This is a genomic window from Flavobacterium sp. FlaQc-48, assembly GCF_044007335.1.
Classification (GTDB): domain Bacteria; phylum Bacteroidota; class Bacteroidia; order Flavobacteriales; family Flavobacteriaceae; genus Flavobacterium.
This window is the reverse complement of record NZ_JBIPCR010000004.1, coordinates 388,417-415,084: the sequence shown is the minus strand read 5'-3', so window position 1 is coordinate 415,084 and position 26,668 is coordinate 388,417. Positions and strand designations below refer to the sequence as shown.

At 34.2% G+C, this 26,668-nt stretch carries 25 protein-coding genes; 10 read left to right on the top strand and 15 right to left on the bottom strand.

The window, feature by feature from the left end:
• Nucleotides 1–157: 157 nt before the first annotated feature.
• From ACHRWY_RS09295 to ACHRWY_RS09285, 3 genes are all read right to left on the bottom strand, one after another.
• The gene (locus tag ACHRWY_RS09295) at nucleotides 158–1,081 is read right to left on the bottom strand and encodes a LamG domain-containing protein (protein ID WP_395354038.1); all 924 of its coding nucleotides are present in this window, start codon (nucleotides 1,079–1,081) and stop codon (nucleotides 158–160) included.
• A gap of 371 nt (nucleotides 1,082–1,452) precedes the next feature.
• On the bottom strand, nucleotides 1,453–2,493 hold the full coding sequence (locus ACHRWY_RS09290; RefSeq protein WP_395354037.1) for a PLP-dependent cysteine synthase family protein: 1,041 nt from the start codon (nucleotides 2,491–2,493) through the stop codon (nucleotides 1,453–1,455).
• Nucleotides 2,494–2,565: 72 nt separating this feature from the next.
• On the bottom strand, nucleotides 2,566–4,701 hold the full coding sequence (locus tag ACHRWY_RS09285) for a S9 family peptidase (RefSeq protein ID WP_395354035.1): 2,136 nt from the start codon (nucleotides 4,699–4,701) through the stop codon (nucleotides 2,566–2,568).
• A 69-nt stretch (nucleotides 4,702–4,770) separates the two neighbouring features.
• Between ACHRWY_RS09285 and ACHRWY_RS09280 the strand changes: the two genes are divergently transcribed.
• Nucleotides 4,771–5,091: a YbaB/EbfC family nucleoid-associated protein gene (locus ACHRWY_RS09280; RefSeq protein WP_055098103.1), complete on the top strand. Its 321-nt coding sequence runs from the start codon at nucleotides 4,771–4,773 to the stop codon at nucleotides 5,089–5,091.
• Nucleotides 5,092–5,241: 150 nt separating this feature from the next.
• Here the strand turns inward: ACHRWY_RS09280 and ACHRWY_RS09275 are convergent, their stop codons facing one another.
• Entirely contained in the window at nucleotides 5,242–6,261 is a 1,020-nt protein-coding gene (locus tag ACHRWY_RS09275; protein ID WP_395354033.1) for a threonine aldolase family protein, read from the bottom strand.
• Between the two features lie 518 nt (nucleotides 6,262–6,779).
• Here ACHRWY_RS09275 and prfB point away from each other — a divergent pair.
• The 8 genes from prfB to hemN all read left to right on the top strand — a co-directional run bounded on the left by prfB (nucleotide 6,780) and on the right by hemN (nucleotide 14,966).
• Nucleotides 6,780–7,878 (top strand): peptide chain release factor 2 gene (gene prfB, locus ACHRWY_RS09270; protein WP_395354032.1). Its coding sequence is split into 2 segments (ribosomal slippage): nucleotides 6,780–6,842 and nucleotides 6,844–7,878, totalling 1,098 coding nucleotides; the frame shifts between segments, so codons are not numbered across the junction.
• Between the two features lie 123 nt (nucleotides 7,879–8,001).
• On the top strand, nucleotides 8,002–8,448 hold the full coding sequence (gene msrB, locus ACHRWY_RS09265) for a peptide-methionine (R)-S-oxide reductase MsrB (protein WP_395354031.1): 447 nt from the start codon (nucleotides 8,002–8,004) through the stop codon (nucleotides 8,446–8,448).
• Nucleotides 8,449–9,084: 636 nt separating this feature from the next.
• Nucleotides 9,085–10,083 carry a UDP-3-O-(3-hydroxymyristoyl)glucosamine N-acyltransferase gene (gene lpxD / locus ACHRWY_RS09260; RefSeq protein ID WP_395354029.1) on the top strand — a complete coding sequence of 333 codons (999 nt, stop codon included), beginning with the start codon at nucleotides 9,085–9,087 and terminating at the stop codon, nucleotides 10,081–10,083.
• A 170-nt stretch (nucleotides 10,084–10,253) separates the two neighbouring features.
• Nucleotides 10,254–11,882, top strand: a complete 1,629-nt coding sequence (locus ACHRWY_RS09255) for an acyl-CoA carboxylase subunit beta (RefSeq protein ID WP_395354028.1) — start codon at nucleotides 10,254–10,256, stop codon at nucleotides 11,880–11,882.
• A 122-nt stretch (nucleotides 11,883–12,004) separates the two neighbouring features.
• Entirely contained in the window at nucleotides 12,005–12,427 is a 423-nt protein-coding gene (locus tag ACHRWY_RS09250; RefSeq protein WP_395354026.1) for a DoxX family protein, read from the top strand.
• A gap of 120 nt (nucleotides 12,428–12,547) precedes the next feature.
• Nucleotides 12,548–12,895, top strand: a complete 348-nt coding sequence (locus tag ACHRWY_RS09245) for a hypothetical protein (RefSeq protein ID WP_395354024.1) — start codon at nucleotides 12,548–12,550, stop codon at nucleotides 12,893–12,895.
• Between the two features lie 113 nt (nucleotides 12,896–13,008).
• Nucleotides 13,009–13,479 carry a hypothetical protein gene (locus ACHRWY_RS09240; RefSeq protein WP_395354022.1) on the top strand — a complete coding sequence of 157 codons (471 nt, stop codon included), beginning with the start codon at nucleotides 13,009–13,011 and terminating at the stop codon, nucleotides 13,477–13,479.
• A 122-nt stretch (nucleotides 13,480–13,601) separates the two neighbouring features.
• Nucleotides 13,602–14,966: an oxygen-independent coproporphyrinogen III oxidase gene (hemN, locus tag ACHRWY_RS09235; protein WP_395354021.1), complete on the top strand. Its 1,365-nt coding sequence runs from the start codon at nucleotides 13,602–13,604 to the stop codon at nucleotides 14,964–14,966.
• On the opposite strand, the gene ACHRWY_RS09230 is transcribed toward hemN, so the two are convergent.
• The 8 genes from ACHRWY_RS09230 to ACHRWY_RS09195 all read right to left on the bottom strand — a co-directional run bounded on the left by ACHRWY_RS09230 (nucleotide 14,963) and on the right by ACHRWY_RS09195 (nucleotide 23,589).
• Nucleotides 14,963–15,664 (bottom strand): sulfite exporter TauE/SafE family protein, encoded by a 702-nt coding sequence (locus ACHRWY_RS09230; RefSeq protein ID WP_395354019.1) that lies wholly within the window; start codon nucleotides 15,662–15,664, stop codon nucleotides 14,963–14,965. The genes hemN and ACHRWY_RS09230 overlap by 4 nt on opposite strands.
• A gap of 5 nt (nucleotides 15,665–15,669) precedes the next feature.
• Nucleotides 15,670–16,119, bottom strand: coding sequence for a FixH family protein (locus ACHRWY_RS09225; RefSeq protein ID WP_395354018.1), 450 nt, complete (start codon nucleotides 16,117–16,119; stop codon nucleotides 15,670–15,672).
• 13 nt (nucleotides 16,120–16,132) lie between these two features.
• Nucleotides 16,133–17,551 (bottom strand): cytochrome c oxidase accessory protein CcoG, encoded by a 1,419-nt coding sequence (ccoG, locus tag ACHRWY_RS09220; RefSeq protein WP_395354016.1) that lies wholly within the window; start codon nucleotides 17,549–17,551, stop codon nucleotides 16,133–16,135.
• Nucleotides 17,552–17,561: 10 nt separating this feature from the next.
• Nucleotides 17,562–18,503: a cbb3-type cytochrome c oxidase N-terminal domain-containing protein gene (locus tag ACHRWY_RS09215; RefSeq protein WP_395354015.1), complete on the bottom strand. Its 942-nt coding sequence runs from the start codon at nucleotides 18,501–18,503 to the stop codon at nucleotides 17,562–17,564.
• Between the two features lies 1 nt (nucleotide 18,504).
• A complete protein-coding gene (locus ACHRWY_RS09210; protein WP_395354013.1) occupies nucleotides 18,505–18,699 on the bottom strand; it encodes a CcoQ/FixQ family Cbb3-type cytochrome c oxidase assembly chaperone in 195 nt (64 codons plus the stop codon).
• 7 nt (nucleotides 18,700–18,706) lie between these two features.
• Nucleotides 18,707–20,893, bottom strand: a complete 2,187-nt coding sequence (gene ccoN, locus ACHRWY_RS09205) for a cytochrome-c oxidase, cbb3-type subunit I (protein ID WP_395354011.1) — start codon at nucleotides 20,891–20,893, stop codon at nucleotides 18,707–18,709.
• Nucleotides 20,894–20,895: 2 nt separating this feature from the next.
• Entirely contained in the window at nucleotides 20,896–21,087 is a 192-nt protein-coding gene (ccoS, locus tag ACHRWY_RS09200) for a cbb3-type cytochrome oxidase assembly protein CcoS (protein WP_041517968.1), read from the bottom strand.
• Nucleotides 21,088–21,201: 114 nt separating this feature from the next.
• Nucleotides 21,202–23,589 (bottom strand): heavy metal translocating P-type ATPase, encoded by a 2,388-nt coding sequence (locus ACHRWY_RS09195; protein ID WP_395354009.1) that lies wholly within the window; start codon nucleotides 23,587–23,589, stop codon nucleotides 21,202–21,204.
• Between the two features lie 201 nt (nucleotides 23,590–23,790).
• On the opposite strand from ACHRWY_RS09195, the gene ACHRWY_RS09190 reads away from it, so the two are divergent.
• Nucleotides 23,791–24,471, top strand: a complete 681-nt coding sequence (locus ACHRWY_RS09190; protein ID WP_395354008.1) for a Crp/Fnr family transcriptional regulator — start codon at nucleotides 23,791–23,793, stop codon at nucleotides 24,469–24,471.
• Here ACHRWY_RS09190 and mazG read toward each other — a convergent pair whose 3' ends face one another.
• The 3 genes from mazG to def form a co-directional block, all read right to left on the bottom strand.
• Nucleotides 24,472–25,242 (bottom strand): nucleoside triphosphate pyrophosphohydrolase, encoded by a 771-nt coding sequence (gene mazG / locus ACHRWY_RS09185; RefSeq protein ID WP_395354007.1) that lies wholly within the window; start codon nucleotides 25,240–25,242, stop codon nucleotides 24,472–24,474.
• 102 nt (nucleotides 25,243–25,344) lie between these two features.
• Entirely contained in the window at nucleotides 25,345–25,830 is a 486-nt protein-coding gene (locus ACHRWY_RS09180) for a DUF5606 domain-containing protein (RefSeq protein ID WP_395354005.1), read from the bottom strand.
• 68 nt (nucleotides 25,831–25,898) lie between these two features.
• Complete coding sequence (def, locus tag ACHRWY_RS09175) at nucleotides 25,899–26,489, bottom strand: peptide deformylase (RefSeq protein WP_395354004.1); 591 nt, start codon at nucleotides 26,487–26,489, stop codon at nucleotides 25,899–25,901.
• Nucleotides 26,490–26,668: the final 179 nt, after the last annotated feature.

The window sequence follows — 26,668 nt, the reverse complement described above, 5'->3', positions numbered from 1 at the left end:
GATCAGACAGTATAAAAAAAAGTGATCCTAAAAATCAAAAAGCCCTCCAAAATTAGTTTCAGAAGGCTTTTTCACTATTCAAAAAAATTTGACTGCTTAATAAAAAAATTGAAAATAAAAATGAACTAACTAGTTACTATGAACCAAAATCGTGTTATCAATTTGAGGTTATTTTTTTGGAAGTTGAATTTGTTATCTTTAACAAATAAGTTCCCTCAGGCAACTGATTAAGGTTTAAAGCATTGCTGTTTCCTAAAATTTTTTGCCCTTGCGAGAATACTTCAACATTCTTCGCTACTACTGTATTTACATCAACAGTGGCAATATTAGTATTTGACGACGCTGTTTTGGTTACTGCTTTTGGTTTAACAACTCCTGTTTTTACTGCTTTTGCAGCAGGAGTTATTGAAGCAACAGCAATAAGAGGTTTTGAACTCTCATAACAGGCTGTGACCTGCTCATTTGTCAAAGCAATATTATAGATCCTTAAATCGTCTATATCTGCGTTAATACCTATAGTTGTATTGATTTCTCCCAATCTCAAAATATTTCCTTTGGTCGAGCGTGAAACTCCTTCAACAGATTTTAATAATTCACCATTGCGGTATATTTTAGAAACTTTTCCGTCGTATGTGATCATATATTGGTACCAAACGTCTTTTGCAAGCGGAGTCGAAACAATAACATCATTTGAAGCTCCCCAGCCTGCTAAACTTAAATCTGAATTTGAAGAGGTTGTGCCTTGTTGTAGTAATCCGCAATATTGGGCACTATAAGCAGTTCCGTATCCCCAGATATAATTTGCTGAGGTAATATCATTCAATTTTACCCAGATACTCACAGACCTTGCACTATTGCCCTGAGGAAGATTATCCACTACTGCTTCCATAGCCTTATTAGTAAGACGTTGAGCACTATTGCTTACTCCTGATCTGTCTGCTACAAAATTATTAGTCCCAATAAAAGAAGTGGTATTAGAAGTATTGTTTAAAGTACCATTGAAATTAAACTCCTGAATTGGATTTTGAGCATTAACATTCAAATAACTTACAAACAGTAAAGTGAGTAGAATTTTTTTCATAATAGTAGATTTAGGATATTAAAATATGGCATCATTTTAACACTGCTAAACTAGATTATTATGTTTTTGAGCAGAAATTTACTCGATAACGAACCTAAATAATCGTTTAAATAACCAAAATCAATGATTTTTCACTCTTAATTGTATTTCCCTATACCGTTTATGATTTTATTAAAATACTAAATTAACCTCAAAAAAAATCAAAATATCCTACGTAGTTATACGGTATTCATAATTAAATACTCAAAATCAACAATGAACAGAAATTCATTTTTCACAGCTAAAGAAATTATTAGTAATCCTTTAGAAATATTTCAAAAAAAAACTCCATTCCTTACGAAATGGAGTTTATATCTAAAAAAGCAATTGACTTACTTTACAAATTCAATTTTCTGAACTTCTTCTTCGTTGACGCTGTCAAAGAATCCTTGTTCGTTCATCCAGTCATCACTAAATACCTTACTCATGTATCGGGAACCGTGATCAGGGAAAATAGCAATAATATTACTATCTTTTGTAAACTCTCCTTCTTCTGCATATTGTTTAATCGCCTGCATTACTGCTCCGGAAGTATATCCAACAAATAATCCTTCTTTTCTTGTAATTTCACGGGCTGAATGTGCACTTTCCTCATCGGTCACTTTCATGAACTTATCGATAATATCGAAATCTGTAGCAGATGGAATCAGGTTTTTACCTAAACCTTCAATGCGATACGGATAAATTTCTTTGTTATCGAATTCTCTTGTTTCGTGGTATTTCTTTAATACAGACCCAAAAGCATCGACACCCAGAATTCTAATATTTGGATTTTGCTCTTTTAAGAATTTTGCAGTTCCTGAGATCGTTCCTCCTGTTCCGCTACAAGCAATAAGATGCGTTATTTTTCCTTTTGTCTGCTCCCAGATTTCTGGCCCAGTACTGTTATAGTGCGCATCAATATTCAATTGATTAAAGTACTGATTGATGTAAACGGAACCTTTGGTTTCTTCGTGCAATCGTTTAGCGACATTATAATAAGATCTTTCATCATCTGCTGAAACGTGAGCCGGACAAACGTAAACCTTTGCTCCTAAACTCCTCAACATGTCAATTTTATCTTTCGATGATTTTGAACTTACAGCCAAAATACAATTATAACCTTTTATAATGCTTACCATTGCTAAACTAAATCCTGTATTACCAGATGTCGTTTCGATAATGGTATCACCTGGTGATAGAATCCCTCTTTTCTCAGCCTCTTCAATAATATATAACGCTATTCTATCTTTTGAGGAATGTCCCGGATTAAAAGCTTCTACCTTTGCGTAGAAATTACCTTCTAAGTCTTCGGTGATTTTATTTAGCTTAATAAGTGGGGTATTACCTATTAACTCTAAAACATTATTATAAGCGTTTATTTCTTCTTTCATAAAAAAATAGTTAATCAAAGGTATATTTTAAAATAACCCTGATAGGTTGCAAATTTAACAAAAAATTTCTAATTAGCTTTTAATTTTTTCTAAATCTAATAAAAAACTAAATTCTTTTGCTAAGTCTTTTAGGGCTTCAAAACGTCCTGACGCTCCGCCATGTCCGGCATCCATATTGGTATCTAAAAATAAAAAATTATCATTTGTTTTCAGATCTCTCAATTTAGCCACCCACTTGGCTGGTTCCCAATACTGTACCTGCGAATCATGCAATCCGGTAGAAACATACATATTAGGATAATTTTGTGCTTTTACATTATCATAAGGCGAATATGATAACATATAATCGTAATATTTTTTATTGTTTGGGTTCCCCCATTCATCATATTCTCCGGTTGTTAACGGAATACTGTCGTCCAGCATTGTTGTTATTACATCTACAAAAGGTACCTGGGCGATCACTCCGTTGTATAATTCAGGGGCTTCATTTACGATAACTCCCATCAAAAGTCCTCCTGCAGATCCTCCCTCAGCATATAAATGTTCAGGAGATGTGTATTTCTCGTTTATTACAAATTTAGAGCAATCGATGAAATCTGTAAAGGTATTTTTCTTTTTTAACAGTTTTCCGTCTTCATACCATTGCCTTCCTAAATCTTCCCCTCCTCTAATATGGGCAATAGCATAAACAAAACCGCGGTCTAAGAGCGAAAGTCTTGTTGATGAAAAATAAGTATCCATCGTAATTCCGTATGAGCCATAAGCGTAAAGCAATAACGGATTTTTTCCATTTTTATTTAATCCCTTACGATAAATCATAGAAATTGGCACTTTTACACCATCTCTGGCTGTTGCCCATACACGTTCTTCAATATAATTTTCTTTGTCAAACTTGCCTCCTAAAACCTGTTGCTCTTTTAAAATTTCTTTGGTTTTAGTTGTCATGTTAAAATCAATCACAGAAGATGGTGTTGCAAGCGATTGATAGCTATAACGCAAAACATCTGTATCGAAATCTATATTTGTTGTAGTATAAGCATTGTAAGTTTCACTGCCAAAAGGAAGATAATAATCGGCATCGCCATTCCAGGGCATGATACGAATATGATTTAAGCCATTTGAGCGCTCTTCAACCACTAAATAATTCTTAAAAATTTCAATATCCTCTAATAAAACATCTTCCCGATGCGGAATAAGGTCTACCCAGTTTTTCTTTCCTGTTTTATTTTCAGGCGTTTTCATCAACTTAAAATTGGTAGCCTTGTCTTTGTTTGTTAAAACATAAAAAGAATCCTCAAAATGAGAAATACTGTACTCCAAACCACGTACACGAGGCTGAAACACTTTAAATTCGCCATCAGGATTGTCTGAATTCAGTATTCTGTATTCTGTGGTCAAAGTACTTCCGGAACCAATAACAATATATTTTCTTGACTTTTCTTTACTGATAGAAACATTAAAAGTATCATCTGTTTCATTAAAAACCAAAACATCTTCCGTAACTGCTGTATTAAGCTTATGCCTGAAAATTTTATCCGCCCTTAAAGTAACTTCATCTTGTTTGGTATAAAAAACAGTTTTATTGTCATTTGCCCAAACAGATCCTCCTGTGGCATTTTCGATCTTATCGGCCAGAATTTCTCCTGTTTCTAAGTTTTTAAACTGGATGGTGTAAATTCTTCTTCCCACAATATCAACCCCAAAACTGGCAAATTTGTTGTCAGGACTTATACTCAGGCCTCCTAATTTAAAGTAAGCATGATCTTTTGCCAATTCATTGCAATTGAACAAAATTTCTTCATCTGCTGAAAGGCTTCCTTTTTTTCTTGAAAATATAGGATAATCCTGTCCTGTTTCGAAACGTGTGATATAAAAATAACCATTGTAGAAATAAGGAACAGACGAATCATCTTCTTTGATTCTGCTTTTCATTTCTTCATACAACTCGCCCTGAAGTGTTTTTGTATGCGAGGTCATATTCGCATAATAAGAGTTCTCCTGATTTAAATAATCAATAACCTCAGGATTTTCACGGTCATTTAACCAAAAATAATTATCAATTCTAGTTTCTTTATGTTTTTTTAATGATTTTGGAATTTCTTTGGCTTTTGGAGCCATTATATCGTTTTGCATTGATTTAGCATTAGTTTTTAAATACGAAGCAGCAAAAATACTACAATCACAATAGAACAGAATTAATTTTTTCATAAAATATTCTATTGATATAATACAGCAATATACTAATTTTGTATGAAATAATTTAAAAATCAACAAAAAATGGATTTAATGGGAATGATGGGCAAACTTAAAGAAACCCAACAAAAAATTGAAGATACTAAAAAGCGCCTGGATACTGTTTTGATTGATGAACAAAGCGCTGACGGATTATTAAAGGTAACATTGACAGCCAATAGAAAAGTAAAATCAATCTCTATTGATGACTCTCTGTTAGAAGATAAAGAACAACTTGAAGATTACTTAATTGTAACGTTAAATAAAGCAATTGAAAAAGCAACAAGCGTCAATGAACAAGAACTTGATGCTGTCGCAAAGATGGATATGCCAATGATTCCGGGAATGGATAATCTTTTTAAGTAAGATACTAAGGTGCAAAGGTGCAGAGGTTCAGAGGTTCAGAGGTTCAGAGGTTAAAAAAAAGAAGCACAATTGTGCTTCTTTTTTTTGTTTAAAAGTTTACAAAATCAAAAACCTTTGCAACTTTGAACCTTTGTCCCTTTGCACCTTTTTTTAAAACTTTTGCAACGTTTCAATTACATAAGTATGCATGACTTCCTTATAATCTAAGTGTGTTACAATTCGGAGTTTATTGTGTCCCATTGAACTGATCAAAATATTTTTCTGTTTTAATTTTTCGATCAAAAGCTGATCACTATAACCTTCGGCTAAAGAAAAAATTAAAATATTAGTTTCTACAGGTTCTATTGCAGAGATCCATGATTTTGTACTTAAAATAGCTGCAATTTCTTTAGCTCTTCTGTGATCTTCAGCGAGTCTTTCTATATTATTAGCCAAAGCATACAATCCCGCGGCAGCCAAATATCCAACCTGACGCATTCCTCCACCAAGTATCTTTCTGATTCTCAACGCTCTGTGAATATCAGCTTTACTTCCTAACAACACAGAACCTATAGGAGCACCTAATCCTTTAGACAAACAAACTGAAATGGTATCGAAAATAGCCCCAAATTCTTTTGGGTTTTGTCTTTTGGCAACCAGTGCATTCCAAATTCGCGCTCCATCAAGGTGAAACTTCAAATTATGGGCATCACATACCTTTTTTATCTCTCTTAAATCTTCTAATTCATAACAGGCTCCACCCCCTTTATTGGTGGTATTTTCTACACATACCAAACTGGTTAAAGGGCTGTGATAAAACTCAGGATCATTAATCGCTGCCGCTACCTGACTGGCATTAATCATTCCGCGGTCTCCATCTAACAAACAGCAGGAAACGCCGCTATTAAACGAAACCCCTCCCCCTTCATAATGATAAACGTGGGCATATTTGTCTGCAATTAATTGTTCTCCCGGTTGTGTATGTAATTTTATAGCGGTCTGATTAGCCATTGTTCCTGACGGAAAAAAAAGTCCGGCCTCCATTCCAAAAAATTCAGCTACTCTGGTTTCCAGCTCAATAACCGTAGGATCCTGCCTGTATACATCATCGCCAACATGAGCGTTAAACATATACTGCAACATTTCGTATGTAGGTTTGGTAATGGTATCGCTAATTAAATTTATTTCCATATTCTAAAAAGTATATCTTTTTTGTACAGCAAAATTACGTATTACTGATAGTTATTCTGAGCAAGTTTTGCTAAAATTTAACTTGTGAATACTATTGAACCAAATTAACGTAATATTTACAAAAAACATATAAAACTACTATTAATATTCTAAAGTAGCCTTATATTTTTAATAACCAATTTGTTAGACAAAAAAAATATACATTTCTCATATCCTGAAAAACAAAGCTAAGTTTCTAAAAATCAACCACAAGACATATTAGTCAAATAAGCTCCCTAAAAAAGAAAATTAACCTGATTTTAAATTTTAGGTTAACACACTCTCGTATTGTTTATTTTGCAGTAAAATTTACAAAAATCATCTTTGTATAAATGGCATTACTTATTTTTTTCTGAGGTAAAATTAATTCGATAATCTAAAAACTATATGTTATTTTTGTACCACAAAATCACGTATTTATAAGTCATTCTTTCTAACTACGTAATATTTATAAGAAACCTAAAAACTACTATTAATTTATGACAACTACCGAGCAAATAAAAGGTATTGTGGAGCGCCTTGGTGCGTTGAGGAGGTATCTTTGACGTTGATGCCAAACTAATTGAAATCGCCAACGAAGAAGAAAAAACCTTCGCACCGGACTTTTGGAACAATGCCAAAGAAGCCGAAATCATTGTAAAAAACCTTCGAAACAAAAAAAAATGGATCGAAGATTACAACAAAGCCATTGAACTTACTGATGAATTGCAATTGGCGTACGATTTTTACAAAGAAGGAGAACTTTCTGCAGAAGAATTAGACGAACATTACAATACTACACAAACTCATATTGAAAACATTGAGTTCAAAAACATGCTTTCTGATGAGGGAGACAGTTTAAGTGCCGTAGTACAAATTACTGCCGGTGCCGGCGGAACCGAAAGCTGTGACTGGGCAGGAATGCTTATGCGCATGTACATGATGTGGGGTGAAAGCTATGGCTACAAAATAAAAGAACTTAACTTTCAGGCTGGCGAGGTTGCCGGAATCAAAACGGTTACCCTGGAGTTTGAAGGTGATTATTCTTTTGGGTATCTAAAAGGTGAAAACGGTGTACATCGTTTGGTTCGAATCTCTCCTTTTGACAGTAATGCCAAACGTCATACTTCGTTTGCATCAGTATATGTTTATCCGCTTGTGGATGACAGTATCGAAATTGATATTAATCCTGCCGATATTGAAATCACTACTTCCCGTTCCAGTGGTGCAGGAGGGCAAAACGTGAATAAGGTTGAGACCAAAGTACAATTGGTACACAAACCAACCGGAATTCAGATACAATGCTCTGAAACCAGGTCACAGCAGGATAACAGACAGCGTGCTATGCAAATGTTGCGTTCTCAATTGTATGAAATTGAACTAAAAAAACAACAGGCACAACGCGCTGATATCGAAGCCGGAAAAATGAAAATTGAATGGGGTTCTCAAATACGTAATTATGTAATGCAGCCCTATAAATTAGTAAAAGACGTTCGTACGGGTTATGAAACCAGCGATGTTGACGGCGTTATGAACGGAAATATTGATCCTTTCCTTAAAGCATTTTTAATGATGATGGGGCAAAAAGAGGAAGAATAGATACTATTCCCAACATAAAAAAGATTTCACCCTTAAGACATTAAGTTTCATTAAGAAGCAAAAACTTAATTTTTCTTACTACCTTAAGGGTTAATTAAAATTTTCATTTTTAAATCTACTACTATGATAAAATGGGCCGATATAATTCATTTTACGAATAAAGGAAATCCAACTCCTGATAAAAGAGTGGAGAAAACAGCCGAAGAATGGAAACAGCTTTTAACTGCTGAAGAATTTCAGGTTACACGTTTAAAAGGTACCGAAAGATCATTTAGCTCTGAGCTTTGCAGTCTTTTCGATCCGGGATTGTATGAATGTAAATGTTGTGGGACTTTACTTTTTGATGCAAGCGAAAAGTTTGAATCAGGAACAGGCTGGCCTTCGTTCACACAACCATTAAAAGAAAATGCTATTGCCTATCATGCCGACAAATCATACGGAATGATTCGTGTTGAGGTAGTTTGCAATACTTGTGATGCACATTTAGGACACGTTTTTCCGGATGGTCCTGAACCAAGCGGTTTACGTTATTGCATAAATGCAATTTCATTATCTAAAATAAAAGAGTAAATAATCAAAAAGCGATTCCTTCTAAAAGTGAATCGCTTTTTTGATTTAATTCAATACTAAAAAAAGAATAAAAGACTCATTATTAAAGGAGTCTCAAAAAAATATTTTCATCTTTATTTCAGATTTAACCTACCAATTTTAATCATCTGTAAAATTAAATTGAAAAAACAGTCAAGAAAAATAAAATCAAATTTTCATTTTGTCCATTTTCTATCAAAAATTATTAAAATTTCCCCAAAAAAGAATACTCAGAAAATCAAAGAAAACGAAACCTACAAAATACCATCCTGCATTAAGCCTCAATTAGAGTGTGCATTTAAGATCAAAAAAACATAAAATGAATTGATTTAAAACAAGATAGCACTGCTAAATTTTAATAAACATTACAAATTTAAGTGTTAAAAAAATCACCTTTAAAAACCTACAAATACCGGGATTGAAAGCAGAAAAAAAAACACTATAACCACCATTAATTCGAAAACAATCAAGAAATTAATAGATTTACTGTTAAATTTGTAATATTTAAACTATTATTTAAAATACTATATAAAAAAGATCAAAATAAGATTAGGTAATTTAAATCTAATTGATTTTATTTGGTGCGAAATAACCCCTTAAATCACTTAAATTCATTCAATGAAATCCTATTCAATTCAAGAAATTAATGAAGTTATCAACGGCGTAATTTACGGCACAACTTCACAAAGTATAACAGCAACAGAACAATTAGAAAAAGCCACCACTTCTGAAATTTCATTTATAGGAAATAAAAAATATGAAAAATTTTGGGAAGCATCAAAAGCTTCAATTGCAGTTGTTAACGAAGACATTTCAATTGAACCCGGAGATAACCGTGCTTTTATTAAAGTAAAGAATGCCGATTTGGCAATGTCTCAAATTTTAGCATTGTTCGCGCCACCTACTCCAATATTCCATAATAATATTCACAAATCAGCAAATGTTGATGAAACGGCTATTATTGGCGAAGGTGCCAGAATTGGTGCCGGATGTTATATTGGGCCAAAAGTAGAAATTGGTGCAAATGCAACGATTTATCCAAATGTTACGATTTTAGACGAATGTACTATTGGTAAAAATACCATTATCTGGTCCGGAACTGTAGTTCGTGAACGTTGCCATATTGGGAGTGATTGTATTATTCATCCAAATGCCACAATTGGGGCCGATGGTTTCGGATTCCGTCCTTGTAGCGAAAAAGGTTTAGTCAAAATTCCACAAATTGGAAATGTAATCATTGGAAATGGCGTTGAAATTGGAGCTAACACTTGTGTTGATCGCGGAAAATTTAGTTCAACTGTTCTTGGTGACGGATGTAAAATTGATAATTTAGTTCAGATTGGACATAACAGTAAATTAGGTAAATTTTGTATTATGGCCGGAAATAGTGGTTTGGCCGGTTCTGTAACACTAGGAAATGGTGTTATCATTGGCGGAAGTGCTTCTATAAAAGATCACACAACTATTGGCGACGGAGCTATTGTAGGTGCCGGATCAGGTGTTGTTGGTGATGTTCCTGCCGGTAAAACAATGTTAGGATATCCTGCTGTCGAAGCCAGAGACGCCTTAAAACAATGGGCTATTCTAAAACGAATGGTTTGTGATTCTAAAAAATAAAACAACATACCTATATCTATAAAAAACAGAAGTTCGCTTCTGTTTTTTTTTTGTTTATTTCAGAACTGAGGAAACCTGTTATTATTTCATCCCAGGATAATATTTATTATGTGGGTTTCAATTGATTTTGTAAATTAGCCAACACTATTTTGTAAAAACCTCAATATATCATGGATTTAAACTTCAATAAAAACGAAGATCACAATAAATTATTACTTTCTGACCTAAAACAAAAATTTGCAAAAATAAAATTAGGCGGAGGCGAAAAACGTATAGAAAAACTACATGCCGAAGGTAAAATGACTGCCCGGGAACGTATCGCTTATTTACTGGACGAAGGTTCAAAAAGTATTGAAATTGGAGGATTTGTTGGAGACGGAATGTATGCCGAACATGGCGGATGCCCTTCTGGTGGTGTTGTTATCAAAATAGGATACATAAGAGGCAAACAATGTATTGTTGTGGCCAATGATGCTACAGTAAAAGCCGGGGCCTGGTTTCCTATTACCGGAAAGAAAAACCTGCGTGCACAGGAAATTGCCATGGAAAACAGATTACCAATTATTTATCTGGTAGACAGTGCAGGAGTTTATTTACCACTTCAGGATGAAATTTTTCCGGATAAAGAGCATTTTGGCCGAATCTTTAGAAACAATGCACAAATGAGCAGTATGGGAATCACTCAGATTGCTGCCGTAATGGGCAGTTGCGTTGCCGGCGGAGCTTATCTGCCTATTATGAGTGATGAAGCTTTAATCGTTGATAAAACAGGAAGTATTTTCCTTGCCGGAAGTTATTTGGTAAAAGCAGCTATTGGGGAAACTATTGATAACGAAACTTTAGGTGGTGCCACTACGCATTGCGAGATTTCAGGCGTTACGGATTATAAAGCAAAAGACGATAAAGACGCTCTGGATAAAATTAAAAATATTGTAGACAAAATAGGCGATTATGACAAAGCGGGCTATAACCGAATCAAAGCCGAAAAACCTGCTCTGGAACCAAAAGATATTTATGGAATTTTGCCAAAAGCCAGAAATGAGCAATATGACATGATGGAAATCATTAATCGTCTGGTTGATAATTCAGAATTCGAAGCGTATAAAGACGGTTACGGCCAGACGATCATTACCGGCTATGCCAGAATTGATGGCTGGGCAGTTGGAATTGTGGCCAATCAAAGAAAAGTGGTTAAAACCAAAAAAGGTGAAATGCAGTTTGGCGGCGTTATTTACTCTGACAGCGCAGACAAGGCAACTCGTTTTATTGCCAACTGCAACCAGAAAAAAATTCCTTTAGTCTTTTTACAAGATGTTACAGGTTTTATGGTAGGATCAAAATCTGAACATGGCGGAATCATAAAAGATGGTGCTAAAATGGTAAATGCCGTTAGTAATTCTGTAGTGCCAAAATTTACAGTTATTGTGGGTAACTCCTACGGGGCAGGAAATTACGCCATGTGTGGAAAAGCTTACGATCCGAGATTAATTTTTGCGTGGCCCAGTGCAGAACTTGCCGTTATGGGCGGAACTCAGGCGGCAAAAGTTTTAGCCCAAATTGAAGCCTCTTCGCTTAAAGCGAAAGGAGAAATTGTAGACGAAGCCAAAGAATCTGAATTGTTTAATAAAATAAAAGCACGATATGATGAGCAAACCTCACCCTATTATGCTGCTTCAAGATTGTGGACAGATGCTATCATTGATCCTTTAGATACCCGTACCTGGATTTCTATGGGAATCGAAGCTGCCAATCACGCTCCGATTCAAAAACCATTCAATTTAGGCGTTATTCAGGTTTAACTATTTAAGGATTTTCAATGATACGTTAAACAAATAATAAAAAACTCATTTTCAAGCACTTAAAAATACATATTCCATTAAAATTTAGTAACTTTAGGTGTAATTTTTAATAACGTAGTATCATGGAAAATGTAAAAAGCCTGAATAAGTGGGCAAATTCGCACACTTATTTACCTGTAGATTTAGTACGTATTGTATTGGGTGTTTTTTTATTTATGAAAGGGGTTTCGTTTGTAACGAATGCCCAATATCTGCATGATTTAATTTCTCCGATCGATCAGTACGGGGGCGGAATGTTTCTTTTACATTACATTGCACCGGCCCACATGATTGGAGGTATTATGATTGTTTTTGGATTACTTACCCGTTGGGCAATTGCAGCTCAATTACCAATTCTTTTTGGAGCAATTCTGGTAAACTTTATGGGGCACATGCACTCCGAAAGCCTGATTTTGGCAATAGTAGTACTATTAGTTTGCATGTTCTTTTTGTTTTACGGAAGTGGTAAACATTCAGCTGATTATTATTTTAAAATGCAACAATAACCCTGTTTTATCCTCAACCATAATTATTAAACGTTGAGGATAAAATAATAACTGCACTTTTAAAGTTAATTAATTCTTTAAAATTTCTTTAATTGTCTTTTATGAATTAAATTCGCGACCATGAATTGGATTCGTAAAACAATTATTTTTGTATCACTTTTGATCATGGCTTTTTTTGCTTCTCAGGCAAATGAAGTTGCTGTGCAAAAAATCGAAAATAAAAAAACCGATACCAATTTTTCTATAGACCACGCCGATTCTCTTGCTTTTATACAACCTCAGGCAGCTTATCAGTTTGCAGGTAATATCAAAACGAGCCATCCTAATTTAATTAAATGGTTTGACTCTTTATTGATTGTTGTTCCACAGCATCACATAATAAAAGCAACATCAAACTTTTCAAATCAATTTGCAACACAGAGCAAAAAAGTTCTTTTACTGCTCTACCCTTTTCATTTTTTCTGGTAGTAATCCTATGATTTTCAAATAGTAAGACTAAATATTCTTACTAATAAATAAGCTGCTTTTTACTTAAAGGCTGTTTAGTGTTTCATAATAAACTATCAAATTCTAAAACAAAAATGGAAACAAGTGTAACCATAATTGGTATTGTGATTGCCATCATAGTAGCCATACCGGTATATTTTTCAGCACGATCGAGCGCTGCAAACAAATCAAAAATTTTAAACATAAAAAAGAAGTTCAATCCAACGCATCCGGAAGATTTCGACCTGACAGAATCCCAAAGCAATAAAACGCTTACTATAGATCAAAAAAACAGACGATTTATCCTGATGAATTTTAATCCAAATCAGCAGGAATCAACATATTTAGATTTAAAAAGTGTTTCTTCTGCTAAATTAGTCCTGACAACTGAAGGTCCTTCTGATACTATTGTTAAGATTGATTTTGAATTTCAGGATAAAGAAACTCCTAAAAAAATTACAATCCCATTCTATGATTTTGACGATGACCGTATTAAACAAATAAGTGCGTATCAGGATCATATGTTTGCAAAAAAATGGCTTAAAACCATTCAGGATTCTATTTAATGTTAGTTATTTAATTCAAGTAAAAGAGGCTCATTTTGAGTCTCTTTTTTTGTTACATGATATTTGTCATTTTATATCGACGATCGGTATATTAATTTTGAAGTGTCCAAAATGCACTTTTTATGAAAATATCACTTACCCAAAAATACAATGTTCCTGGTCCAAGATATACAAGTTATCCCACCGTTCCGTATTGGAATGAAAGTGAATTTACAGAACAAAAATGGATCACTTCTTTACAGAAAGCTTTTTCAGAAAGTAATACCCAAAACGGAATCAGTTTGTACATACATCTGCCCTTTTGCGAAAGTATGTGTACCTTTTGCGGTTGCAACAAGCGCATTACGAAAAATCATTCTGTAGAAGAAACGTATATAAAAGCGCTGATAAAAGAATGGAGTTTGTATTGCAAAGTACTCACTGAAAGACCTTCCATAAAAGAAATACATTTGGGCGGAGGAACTCCGACTTTTTTCTCAAAAGAAAATTTAGAGCAGTTAATAAATGGTATTTTTTCTTTTGCCAATAAAGCAGAAAACTACGAATTTAGTTTTGAAGGGCATCCCAATAATACTACTTACGAGCAACTAAAAAAATTATATGATCTTGGCTTTCGCCGGGTAAGTTTTGGTGTTCAGGATTATGCGGAGAAAGTTCAAAAAGCAATCCATCGTATACAGCCTTTTCACAATGTTGCAAAAGTTACTTTTTGGGCCAAAGAAATTGGTTATAAATCTATTGGGCATGATATTATATTCGGATTGCCATTTCAAACCCTGGCAGATGTGATAGATACTGTTGAAAAAACAAATTCATTAAAACCAGACCGACTGGCATTTTACAGCTATGCACACGTGCCCTGGATTAAAGGAAATGGTCAACGCGGGTTTAATGATGAAAATCTTCCAAAGGATTCTGAAAAAAGAAAGCTTTATGAAATTGGAAAACAATTGCTTTCTAAAAGTGGCTATCACGAAATTGGAATGGATCATTTTGCCTTAGAATCGGATAGTTTGTACAAAGCAACACAAAATAAAAAATTACACCGCAATTTTATGGGATACAGCGCCTCAAAAACACAATTGATGATTGGTTTAGGTGTTTCTTCCATAAGCGACAGCTGGTATAGTTTTGCCCAAAACACAAAGAATCTGGAAGATTACTACCAATTATTAGAATGGGATAAAGTACCTGTTGTAAAAGGCCACATTTTAAACGATGAGGATTTAATTATCAGAAAACACATCTTGAACCTTACTTGTGAATTTGAGACTTCCTGGAGTAATGAAACGCTTTATTTTAAAGAAATTCCAGAGGTATTACTGGATCTTGAAGAAATTGAAAAAGATGGTTTAATTATAATCGAAGAAAACAAAATTACGATTACTGAAGCCGGAAAACCTTTTGTCCGTAATATTTGTATGGCTTTTGATTTACACTTAAAAAGAAAATCTCCGGAAACCAATCTGTTTTCTATGACTGTTTAATGGCAATTAGGAGAGGACTGAACAAACAAACTCATATTAGCCGGAGAAATGTAAGGAATTCCAAGGCCTAAACCTCTTAAAATAAATAATACCCCAATTACTACTGCAACATAAGGAATTGCCTTTTGAATTTTATTTCGAAACGGCAATTTCAATACTGAATGAATGTATACTACAATAGTCATTAAAGGAATCGTTCCTAATCCGTAGAGCAACATATAAAGCACACCAGAACCTGCGCTTTGCATAGCTATTGCCCCAAATAAGGCAACATAGACCATTCCGCATGGCAAAAAACCATTTAACAGACCTATCGTAAAAAGAGACTTATAGCTTTTCTTTTTAAACTGACTTCCTAAAGTCGATTTTATCTTTGAAATTATGCTGTAAACTGGTTTAGAAAAATTATACCTGGCAAATATCTTTTCCGGAATTAAAACTACAACAATCATTGCAATACCAATAAAAATTGACATTTTTTGCTGCATGCCAGCCAAGAAGAAACCTCTTCCCAAGAGTCCGAAAATTAGGCCAATGGTTGAATAAGCGGTTAATCGCCCTAAGTGATAGGTAATAATCTGGATTACTTTCTTAGCTTCATTTTGACGATCAACCGGAAGCATCATAGCAATTGGGCCGCACATTCCAACGCAATGCAGGCTGCTTATAAGACCCAATATGAAAGCAGAATACAACATTTTTATTAATTTACGTAAATGACCTCTTTAGTTAAATACTTTTTACCCTCATATTGCCATTCCATGTTTACATCCCAACGTCCTTTAATTAGTTTTTTCTGCGGAATAATTAAGGATGAATTTGTTAATGCAATCTGAGTATCAAAATCAAATTTTTTGTTTGATGGCCGGTATAATAAAACATTTCCTTTTACTTTATCACTTTCAAATGCTACAGGAAAAGTTACTTTGACACCATCATGCTCCAACTTAATTGAAGGTTTATGCTGTAAATCATGTGCATTTTGAATTCTCGCCATTTCCTCCTGAAAATGAGAATCATGCTTGTAATATTCTTCAACAACTAAATCGTTGTCATATTTGCTATTTGACTGTACTTCGAAAACAAAGTATAAAATAAAGCTCATAAACAATGCAAATGCAATGACAATTCCGGTTCCCCAATTAATTTTCATGATAATATGTTTTTTAGTTAAAACTTCGTGGCCCTAAGAAATTTGTAGTGGTTGTTTCAAGAAGTTCAGTGCCGTTGAAAACTCCAATTTTTACATTCGTTTTATCACTTTCTAACAAAACTTCTTTTATTTCTATAAATAATGTTCCTTGCGAAATACCTTCTTTGGCCACTTTAAAATGTTGTTTTCCAACATTTCTAATTTCACCTTTTTGATTGATCAATTCAAAATGAATATCGCTATAATCTTTCATCGTTTTGTTGACAATTTTATAGGTATAAACATTACTAATTTTATCTCCTTTATGTTGAAAAAGCTGTCCGGGTAAACGTAAAATAACAGCTTGAACATCTGTTCGTAAAAATAGCATCCCAACAAAAACACTTAACAAAATGAACAGGACAGCGGTATATCCTTTCATTCTTGCAGTAAACTTAAAAGGTTCTTTTTTAGCGATTTCATCTTCAGAAGCATACCGAATAAGGCCTTTTGGTAATCCTACGGTCTCCATTATATGATCACATTCATCAATACAGGCAGTACAATTTGTACATTCTAACTGCGTTCCGTTTCTAATGTCAATTCCCATTGGGCAAACATGCACACACTGAAGACAATCAATACAATCGCCTTTTCCGGTTAAAGTCCTCTCTTCTTTTTTGTTGAATTTGGCACGTCCTTTTTCTTTTTCGCCGCGTACAAAATCATACGCCACATTAATGGATTTATCATCTAAAAGAACCCCCTGAAGTCGTCCGTAAGGACATGCAATAATACAAACCTGTTCACGAAACCACACAAAAACAAAATAGAAAATTCCGGTAAAAATAAGCAGTGCAATAAAATTACTTGCTTCTTCAATTGGTCCTTGCTCCACCATTAAAAACAAGGCATCGCTCCCTACTAAATAAGCCAGAAAAACATTCGCAATACCAAAGGAAATAAGAAAGAAAATTGTCCACTTCATAAGTCTCTTTCGTATTTTTTCGGCATTCCATTCCTGTCTGGCCAAACGGGACTGTGCACCGCGGTCTCCATCAATCCAATATTCGATTCGACGAAAAACCATTTCGAGAAAAATAGTTTGCGGGCATATCCACCCGCAAAAAATCCTTCCAAAAACAACTGTAAATAAAATTACAAATACAACCCCAACAAGCATTGAGATTACAAATAGGTAGAAATCCTGGGGCCAAAAAGGAAATCCAAAAATATTAAATCGACGTTCCATTATATTGAACATCATGAATTGATTTCCGTTTACTTTAATAAACGGATTTACAATTAAAATGGCCAATAAAATATAGCTGACAATTTTTCGGTAATTATAAAATTTACCAGACGGTTTCTTTGGGAAAATAAATTTTCGGTTTCCACCTTCATCTATAGTTCCAATGGTATCTCTAAAAGCCTCGTCTGGTAAATTTGACATGATATTCTAATTATTTTTTAACTGCTGTGGTATCTTTTTTTGTGCTTGCTGTTGCATCTGCTTTGGGAGCACTATCATCTGCCCAAATTTCGCCTTCCGGTGCTTTTGGATCTTTTGGATTGCTTCCTTGTAACGACAGGATGTAACTGGCCACTTTCTGAATTTCTTTTGGTTTTAAACCATTGGTTTTCCAGGAAACCATTCCTTTTCCGTCACGTCCGCCATTGGTTATGGTATGAAATACATTTTTAATTCCACCTCCCAGAATCCAATGATCATCTGTTAAGTTTGGACCAATCTGACCTCCGGCATCTGCTCTGTGACAAGCTGCACAGTTAGTCGTAAAAATTTCTTTTCCTTCGGCTAAACTTGGCGCATCTGTGAGTAAAACAACTGTTTTCTCATCCATTAAATCAGGTGCTGTTTTTAAATACTCCTCTACATCAATTTTTGCCTGAGCCATTTCTTTTTTCAATTCCATTTCCTGATCATCTCCTCCAAAAATCTCATAACGGGCAAAATAAATTACTCCAAAAATGATACAGATATAGAATAGGTAAACCCACCAGGGCGGCAAATTATTATCAAGTTCTTTGATTCCGTCATAATCATGATCCATCAATAAATCGCCTTCTTTTTCAATTGGTTCTGTTTTGGTAAGCTTATGCATTAAGTTTTTAAACCAGGTCGTCTCTTTTAAACTTAAGGTATTTTCATACTCCAATTTCGCTTTTTCTTCTGGCGACAATAATTGATACATAACCCTATTTACCGCACTCAGCGTTACTTCGATTGCAATCAAAATAAACAGGAAGACAAACAAAAAGACAGATACCATTGGGTATTTTATAAAAGCTGGTCTGTCACCGGAATCTATAAAATATTCCATCAAAGCAAAAACGATGAAAAAAATCAACGGTACTCTAACATATACTGGGAAAAACTTTTTCATTTTATCTATCTTTTGAAATTATACTACTTCCTTCCTCTAAAGGGATCTGGCTCATCTCATCAATTTTATCTTTCTTATAAGAGAATACCCAAAAGCCTAATCCTACGAAAAAGAAAAAGAAAATCAAGAGAGAAAGAATCGGGTAAATTTCAATACCCGATATGGTTTCCATGTTGTGTTTTATTTGTTCAAACATAATGCTGTTATTTAGAAGGTTCTTTTACCTTAATATCCGTACCAAGTCTTTGTATGTAAGCAATCAAAGCAACAATTTCTCTCTCATTCATTGGAACGAATTTCTCGCCTTTTTCAGCTGCTTTTTGCTTGCTTTTCTCATAACTTTTCACAAAATCAGGATCGTTTTCTAAGCTTTTTTCTATTTTAATTGCCTGAGCCCGTAAAGTCTTTTGTGCATTTGCTACTTCTGCTTCAGTATAAGGAACGCCAAGTGACACCATTGCCTGCATTTTCTTCTGAGTCAATGAAATATCCATTGGTTCATTATCGAACAACCATTTGTAACCCGGCATTATTGATCCTGCAGAAGTACTTTGCGGATTCCACATATGATTAAAGTGCCAGTTATCATTATACTTACCTCCTACTCTTAATAAATCCGGACCTGTACGTTTTGATCCCCACAAGAACGGATGATCATATACAAATTCTCCTGCTTTAGCTTGTGGTCCATAACGCTCTACCTCACTTCTAAACGGACGAACTGATTGAGAGTGACAACCTACACATCCTTCTCTGATATACAAATCACGTCCTTCCAATTCTAACGGTGTATATGGTTTTACACTTGAAATAGTTGGAATGTTAGATTTCACCATGATTGTTGGTACAATTTGAATGATACCTCCAATTAAAATCGCAATAGTCGCTAAAATGGTTAACTGGATTGGTTTTCTTTCCAGCCATGAATGGAATTTTTCCCCGTTTAATCTGTTAGGATTTATTTTTTGTAAAGCCGGAGCCTGTGCTAATTCATCTTCTATAGTATTACCAGCCCTAACTGTCATAATAATGTTGTAAACTAAGGTCAGCATTCCAACCAGATACAACGTACCTCCAATAGCTCTCATCCAGTACATTGGCATAATAGCCGTTACAGTTTCCAGAAAGTTCCCATAAGTTAAAGTACCATCAGGGTTAAACTGTTTCCACATTGAAGCTTGTTGAAAACCAGCTACGTATAACGGAATTGTATATATAATGATCCCTAAAGTACCTATCCAAAAGTGAAAGTTTGCCAATTTCTTAGAGAACAGGTTAGATTTTGTCATTCTTGGGATCAGCCAGTAAATTATACCAAATGACATAAATCCGTTCCAGGCTAATGCACCAACGTGAACGTGAGCAACGATCCAGTCTGTATAATGTGCAATAGCATTTACATTTTTAAGAGAAAGCATTGGCCCTTCAAAAGTTGCCATTCCGTAACCGGTGATTGCCACTACAAAGAATTTTAAAACCGGTTCTTCACGAACTTTATCCCACGCCCCTCTTAAAGTTAAAAGTCCGTTGATCATACCTCCCCATGACGGAGCAATTAACATTACAGAAAATGCAACTCCTAAATTCTGAGCCCAGTTTGGTAAAGCTGAATATAATAAGTGGTGTGGTCCTGCCCAGATATAAATAAAGATCAAAGACCAAAAGTGAATAATAGATAATCTATAGGAATAGATAGGACGATTGGCAACTTTTGGAATAAAGTAATACATTAACCCTAAAAAAGGAGTTGTAAGGAAAAATGCAACTGCATTATGACCGTACCACCATTGTACCAGCGCATCTTGTACACCTGCGTAAACAGAATAACTTTTTAAGGCCGAAACCGGAATTTCGATGTTATTAAAAATATGCAAAACTGCAACTGTAACAAAGGTGGCAAGGTAAAACCAAATTGCCACATACAAGTGTCGTTCTCTACGGCGCAACATAGTCCCTATCATATTAATCCCCATGACCACCCAAATAAGCGCAATAGCAATATCAATTGGCCATTCCAGCTCAGCATATTCTTTAGAAGAAGTATATCCTAATGGTAGTGTAATTGCAGCAGCTACAATAATAAGCTGCCATCCCCAAAAATGTAAGTTGCTTAAAAAATCGCTAAACATTCTGGCTTTTAGCAATCGCTGCAACGAGTAATACATACCCGCAAAAAAGGCATTTCCAACAAAGGCAAAAATTACCGCATTGGTGTGTAAAGGTCTTAATCGACCATAACTAAGCCATGAAATCCCATCTGTGATGTTGGGAAAAAGGTACATAACCGCTAAGGTTAGCCCCACTAACATACCTACTACTCCAAAAAGAATAGTGGCGTAAATGAATTTTTTTACAATTTTGTTGTCGTAGTAAAACTGTTCCATTTCCATAATTATACTTGTTTTTCTTCGGTTGGTGAATTATTATTTTGGGGAGTAATTTTGGTTTCATCATCAAACAACATTCTGACTGATGGCGTATAATCATCATCGTATTGTCCTGATTTAACAGCTACAATAAAGGCGATAAAGAATCCAATCGCTACGAAAATACTTACTGAAATTAATAGATAAATAACACTCATGCCTTAAATTTATGTTAACAAAATTACTGGTTTACAGGCAGGTAAAATATGATAATTATCATTGTAGAAGACTTATGTTAAATTTAAAAAAAAATACTTTTAAATTATTTAAAATCACTTTAAATTACTGTTGCTGAAATAGTTAGACATTAAAGTAACAAAACTGACAATGGTTATGGTACTCAATGGCATGATGATCGCGGCTACTAATGGCAGTAAGTTACCTGTAACAGCAAAAGTGAGTCCCACTATGTTATAAAGCAAGGATAAGACAAAGCTCATTTTTATAATCAGAATGGATTTATGGGATAATTTTAAAAAGTAACCAAGTCGTGAAAATTCACTGGCATCCAATATAGCATCACAAGCGGGAGAGAATACATTGACATTTTCAGAAATAGAAATTCCAACATTGCTTTGTGCCAACGCTCCGGCATCATTTAATCCGTCTCCAACCATCATCACATTCCGGCCTTTTTCCTGAAGTTCTTTAATAAACTCCAGTTTTTGTTCCGGTTTTTGATTAAAAACAAGTTCAGTTCCCGCCGGTAAAATCGTTTCCAGATTAGTTTGCTCTCCATCATTATCCCCGGAAAGCACTTTTATTTGATAGTTTTTACTCAAGGATGAAAATAACGCTGCAAGCCCGTCTCTATATTGGTTCTGAAAATTAAACCTTCCATAATAAACCTCATTGATCTTAATATGAAGTGCTGTTTTTTCGATTTCAGAAGAATGAAGATCAGGACTTTCAACAAATGAGGCCGAACCTATTCTGATGGTTTTATTTTCAGCAGAGGCCAAAATTCCTTTACCGGTTATTTCCTGAAAATCATCAATTTTAATTCTTTTTAATTCAGGCAGAAAATCGTACAACATTCGGCTTAAAGGATGATTTGAAGCACGAAGTACGTTTTTTATCAATACATAATTTTCATCTGAAAGTGTATTGCCCTCGTATACAATATTTGATTTTTTATTGGTTGTAATTGTTCCTGTTTTATCAAAAACGATGGTATCTACTTTTGCTAATTGCTCAATAACTAAAGCGTTTTTAAGGTACATTTTTTGTTTTCCCATAATTCTAAGGATATTTCCAAAAGTAAAAGGGGCTGTAAGTGCCAGTGCACACGGACATGCTACAATTAAAACAGCAGTAAAAACGTTAAAAGCGGTATTTGCATCAATAAATATCCAGTAACCAAATCCTGCAAAAGCGATTAATAATAATATAGGAGTAAAATAACGACTGATTTTATCTGTAATCGTTTTGTGCTTTTGCTCTACACTTTTCTGAAAAATTTCATTACTCCATAGTTGTGTCAGATAACTTTGTGAAACAGAATGCAGGACTTCCATCTCGACTACTTTTCCAATTTGTTTTCCGCCTGCAAATACTTTATCTCCGGATTTTTTAGTGATCGGCACTGCTTCTCCGGTTACAAAACTATAATCTATCTCTGCTTTTTCGCTGATTAAAATACCATCAACAGGTATTAGTTCCTGATTTCTAATTAATAATCTGTCCCCCTTTAAAACATCATAAATAGGCACACTTTCTTCTGAAGTATTTGGATTAATGCGGGTAACTGCAATTGGAAAATAGGATTTAAAATCTCTTTCGAAGCTTAAAAAACTATAGGTCTTAATTTGAAACATTTTTCCAAGAAGCATAAAGAACACCAATCCGGTTAAACTGTCAAAAAAGCCTGATCCGTAATTCATTACAATATCGAAAGTACTGCGTATAAACATCACGATAATCCCCAAAGCAATTGGAATATCAATATTAAGCATTCCGGATTTTATACTTTTATAAGCAGAAACATAGTAGCCGCTTGCAGAATACAGAAAACTGGGCAATGCTAAAACAAAAATTAATAACCTGAAAAAAGGCTTGTAATTGTCGAGCCAAAATTCTTTGATCTCGAAGTATTCAGGAAAAGACAGCAACATTATGTTTCCAAAACAAAAAAAGGCAACGCCAAGTTTGTAAGTCAGGCTCCTGTCTACATTATTTTTTCCCGTCTCATAATTTTCTAAACTTATATAAGGTTCATAACCTATTGAACTTAATAAATAAGCGATTGATTTTAGAGAAACCAGATCCGAATTAAAAGTAATGCGAACTCTTTTTTCCGGAAAATTAACCTGTGAAGCACTTATGCCTGGCTGCAGGCGATTAAGGTTTTCAAGAATCCAGATACAGGAACTACAATGAATGTGGGGAATGTTTAATGAAACTATTGCAGTATTTCCTTCCTGAAATTCCAAAACTTTTGAAAGGATCGTTTCATTTTCCAAAAAGTCATATTTCCCTTTTATATCCTGCGGAGTGGCACCTGGTGATTTTTCAAAATCATAGTAGCAGGTCAGATCATTAAGACTAAAAATTTCGTAAACTGTTTTACAACCGGTACAACAAAACTTTTTTTCATCAAAATTGATTTCTTCATCTTTAGGAATAATTAATCCACAATGAAAACAACTCTGCTCACTCATAATTTGTTTTTTTAATTCGACAAATATTCAAAATATGCAGCGATTATTACTATGACATTTATCATGTTCAATGAAATCTAATTCTAAATTAATCAAATAAAACGGTCAGATTACATTATCACAACTTTTCTGTATTTTTTAAGTAATAAAACTACCGCCGAACCGCAATATTGGTTAATTTTGCACTAAATTACTTTTGCTATGAATAAATGTGATCAATGTATTGTGAGGCAACTTTCTTCTTTAAAAGCCCTTAATAAAGATGAAGTAATAAAGCTGGCTAATAGTAAAACAACCTATAGCATTAAAAAAGGAGAAGCTATTTTTGAAGAAGGAGAAGTTACTAATGGTGTTTTCTGTGTGAAAGATGGTGTTGGAAAACTTTCTAAATTAAGTGCAAACGGAAAAGATCAAATCGTAAAATTGGTTAAATCAGGGGAGCTTTTAGGACAACGTTCTATGATTAGCAACGAACCTGCAAATTTATCTGCGAAAGCAATTGCTGACATGGAAGTTTGTTTTATTCCAAAATCTGAAATCCTGCATTTTTTCAATAATAACAATCAGTTCTCTTTGAATTTGATGCAGTCTGTTTGTGAAGATTTAAAAGAATCTGAAAATGATAAAATTGCTTTGGTTCAAAAAACGGTTAAACAAAGACTGGCGGAAACCTTGTTGCATTTGCATGATGCTTTTGGCGAAAACGAAGATAAAACTTTAAAAGTCCAGCTAACCAGAGAAGAATTAGCCGGAATTATAGGAACTGCTACCGAAAGCTGCATTAGATTATTATCTGATTTTAACAAACTGGAACTAATTGAATTAGTGGGTAAAAAAATCAAATTAAAAGATGTAAAAGCCCTTAAAAAATTAGCTGAATAATTACAGTTTTTTGGCTTCATTCCAAAATACATCCATTTCGGCTAAAGTCATATCCATTAAAGGTTTTCCTAATTCTCCCGCTTTGCTTTCCAGATATTGAAAACGTTTTATAAATTTTTTATTGGTGCGTTCTAAAGCGTCTTCGGGATTGACGTTCAGAAATCGGGCATAATTAATCATCGAGAATAAAACATCCCCAAATTCAGCTTCTACTTTGTCCTGATCACCCGCTTTTACCTCTGCTTGCAGTTCTTCAAGTTCTTCCTGTACTTTATCCCAGACCTGATGTGGTTCTTCCCAATCAAAACCAACACCTTTTACTTTGTCCTGAATACGACTGGCTTTTACTAATGCCGGTAAACTTCGCGGAACGCCTTCTAAAACTGATTTTTTCCCTTCTTTTAGTTTTAACTTTTCCCAGTTTTGCTTGACTTCTTCTTCATCTTTCACTATTGTGTCACCGTAAATATGAGGATGGCGGTGGATTAACTTATCACAGATTTCATTACATACATCAGCAATATCAAAATCATTTGTTTCTGAACCTATTTTGGCATAAAAAACGATATGCAACAGCAAATCGCCCAATTCTTTTTTAACTTCATTTAAATCGTTATCTAAAATGGCATCTCCTAATTCGTACGTTTCTTCAATAGTAAGATGCCTGAGGGTTTGTAACGTTTGTTTTTTATCCCACGGACATTGCTCACGAAGTTCATCCATTATAATTAATAATCTTTCGAAAGCTTTAAGTTGAAGTTCTTTGCTCATTTTGAAGTTTTTTTTTGGGTTGTAACCTACTAATTGTAAAAGTAAAAAATCCTGTCAAGAAAACATCTCAACAGGATTATTATATTGCAATGCAGTGTTCTGCTATTCTTCTTTTTTAGCTTTTGCTTTTTTAGATGCAGGAGCTTTTTTTGGTTTTTCTTCAGCAACCGGAGTTTCTTCCGGAGTTTCAGCCACAGCCGGGGCTAAATCAGTAACTAATCCTTTTGCCTGAAGCGTATTGTACCAGTTTAATACTTTTTTAATATCTGAAGGATATACTCTTTCTTCATCATATTCAGGTAAGATTTCTTTAAAATAAGCTGTTAATTTAGCATTATCTTCTTTATGTGAAATAGCCTGACCTTTATCTTCTTTAGCTGCAATACGTTGCATTACTTCAGTAAGAGGTTTTTCTCCTTCGTAAGTATAAATTGAAATCTCAGATAATAAACTTACATTACTTTTTAAGTTTACTGTTATTTTTTTTCCGTCTAATAATGATTCTGCCACAAAACCTGTACGAGTTTGTACTTTCAATACATATAAACCTGGTTTCCCAGAAATGGCTAAAATTTTCTCTAAATTCATGTTTATTAAAATTAGTATTAAGAATTTGATTTATTATATTTTGTTGATTCTAAATAGCTTTAGAATTCTTATCTCCCTTTTTTAGCTGCGGCAAATTTCATTCTATATTCCTGAGATGTTTTACCTTCAGTAATATTTTTTAATTTCTTCTGAATCAAACGCTTTTTCAAAGAAGATATTTTATCTGTAAACAAAACACCTTCAATATGGTCGTATTCATGTTGAATTACCCTTGCAATTAAACCATCAAAAACTTCTGTTTTTACTACAAAGTCTTCTTCACAATATTCAATTGTAACGGTTGGTTTTCGATACACATCTTCCCTAACGTCCGGAATGCTTAAACATCCTTCGTTAAAACTCCACTCTTCACCTTCTTCCTTAACAATTTTAGCATTGATAAAAGTTTTCTTGAAACCTTTTAAATCGTTTTGCTCTTTTGAAGGCAAATCTTCATCATCACTAAAAGGGGTCATATCAATAACAAACAAACGAACAGGCATACCTACCTGCGGTGCGGCAAGTCCTACGCCGTAAGCGTTATACATGGTTTCATACATGTTTGCTATAGTTTCTTTTAAGTTTGGATACTCCGGCGTAATTGCCTCACCCACTTTTCTTAAAACAGGATCACCATATCCTACAATTGGTAAAATCATTTGTATTATTTTAATGTATTATCTACTGAAAATCCTGAATTTTATTCTCATAATTCAGCTGGCAAAAATAGTAAAAAATAGTCAATGAATAATTCTAAAGCTATATTATCTGTCATTTTTTACATTCTATCTAAAAACTCATCCATAATTATGCCAAATTCACTCGTACAATTCGTACT

Bases quoted from the DNA above. Each gene is read 5' to 3' on its own strand.
- ACHRWY_RS09245 (WP_395354024.1), top strand. From the start codon at position 12,548: ATGAATTGGATTCGTAAAACAATTATTTTTGTATCACTTTTGATCATG.
- ACHRWY_RS09290 (WP_395354037.1), bottom strand. From the start codon at position 2,493: ATGAAAGAAGAAATAAACGCTTATAATAATGTTTTAGAGTTAATAGGT.
- mazG (WP_395354007.1), bottom strand. From the start codon at position 25,242: ATGAGCAAAGAACTTCAACTTAAAGCTTTCGAAAGATTATTAATTATA.
- ACHRWY_RS09180 (WP_395354005.1), bottom strand. From the start codon at position 25,830: ATGAATTTAGAGAAAATTTTAGCCATTTCTGGGAAACCAGGTTTATAT.
- ACHRWY_RS09240 (WP_395354022.1), top strand. From the start codon at position 13,009: ATGGAAACAAGTGTAACCATAATTGGTATTGTGATTGCCATCATAGTA.
- hemN (WP_395354021.1), top strand. From the start codon at position 13,602: ATGAAAATATCACTTACCCAAAAATACAATGTTCCTGGTCCAAGATAT.
- ACHRWY_RS09255 (WP_395354028.1), top strand. From the start codon at position 10,254: ATGGATTTAAACTTCAATAAAAACGAAGATCACAATAAATTATTACTT.
- lpxD (WP_395354029.1), top strand. From the start codon at position 9,085: ATGAAATCCTATTCAATTCAAGAAATTAATGAAGTTATCAACGGCGTA.
- ccoS (WP_041517968.1), bottom strand. From the start codon at position 21,087: ATGAGTGTTATTTATCTATTAATTTCAGTAAGTATTTTCGTAGCGATT.
- ACHRWY_RS09285 (WP_395354035.1), bottom strand. From the start codon at position 4,701: ATGAAAAAATTAATTCTGTTCTATTGTGATTGTAGTATTTTTGCTGCT.
- ACHRWY_RS09225 (WP_395354018.1), bottom strand. From the start codon at position 16,119: ATGAAAATTAATTGGGGAACCGGAATTGTCATTGCATTTGCATTGTTT.
- ccoN (WP_395354011.1), bottom strand. From the start codon at position 20,893: ATGGAAATGGAACAGTTTTACTACGACAACAAAATTGTAAAAAAATTC.
- ACHRWY_RS09295 (WP_395354038.1), bottom strand. From the start codon at position 1,081: ATGAAAAAAATTCTACTCACTTTACTGTTTGTAAGTTATTTGAATGTT.
- ccoG (WP_395354016.1), bottom strand. From the start codon at position 17,551: ATGTCAAATTTACCAGACGAGGCTTTTAGAGATACCATTGGAACTATA.
- ACHRWY_RS09190 (WP_395354008.1), top strand. From the start codon at position 23,791: ATGAATAAATGTGATCAATGTATTGTGAGGCAACTTTCTTCTTTAAAA.
- msrB (WP_395354031.1), top strand. From the start codon at position 8,002: ATGATAAAATGGGCCGATATAATTCATTTTACGAATAAAGGAAATCCA.
- ACHRWY_RS09275 (WP_395354033.1), bottom strand. From the start codon at position 6,261: ATGGAAATAAATTTAATTAGCGATACCATTACCAAACCTACATACGAA.
- ACHRWY_RS09195 (WP_395354009.1), bottom strand. From the start codon at position 23,589: ATGAGTGAGCAGAGTTGTTTTCATTGTGGATTAATTATTCCTAAAGAT.
- ACHRWY_RS09250 (WP_395354026.1), top strand. From the start codon at position 12,005: ATGGAAAATGTAAAAAGCCTGAATAAGTGGGCAAATTCGCACACTTAT.
- ACHRWY_RS09280 (WP_055098103.1), top strand. From the start codon at position 4,771: ATGGATTTAATGGGAATGATGGGCAAACTTAAAGAAACCCAACAAAAA.
- ACHRWY_RS09210 (WP_395354013.1), bottom strand. From the start codon at position 18,699: ATGTTTGAACAAATAAAACACAACATGGAAACCATATCGGGTATTGAA.
- ACHRWY_RS09230 (WP_395354019.1), bottom strand. From the start codon at position 15,664: ATGTTGTATTCTGCTTTCATATTGGGTCTTATAAGCAGCCTGCATTGC.
- def (WP_395354004.1), bottom strand. From the start codon at position 26,489: ATGATTTTACCAATTGTAGGATATGGTGATCCTGTTTTAAGAAAAGTG.
- ACHRWY_RS09215 (WP_395354015.1), bottom strand. From the start codon at position 18,503: ATGAAAAAGTTTTTCCCAGTATATGTTAGAGTACCGTTGATTTTTTTC.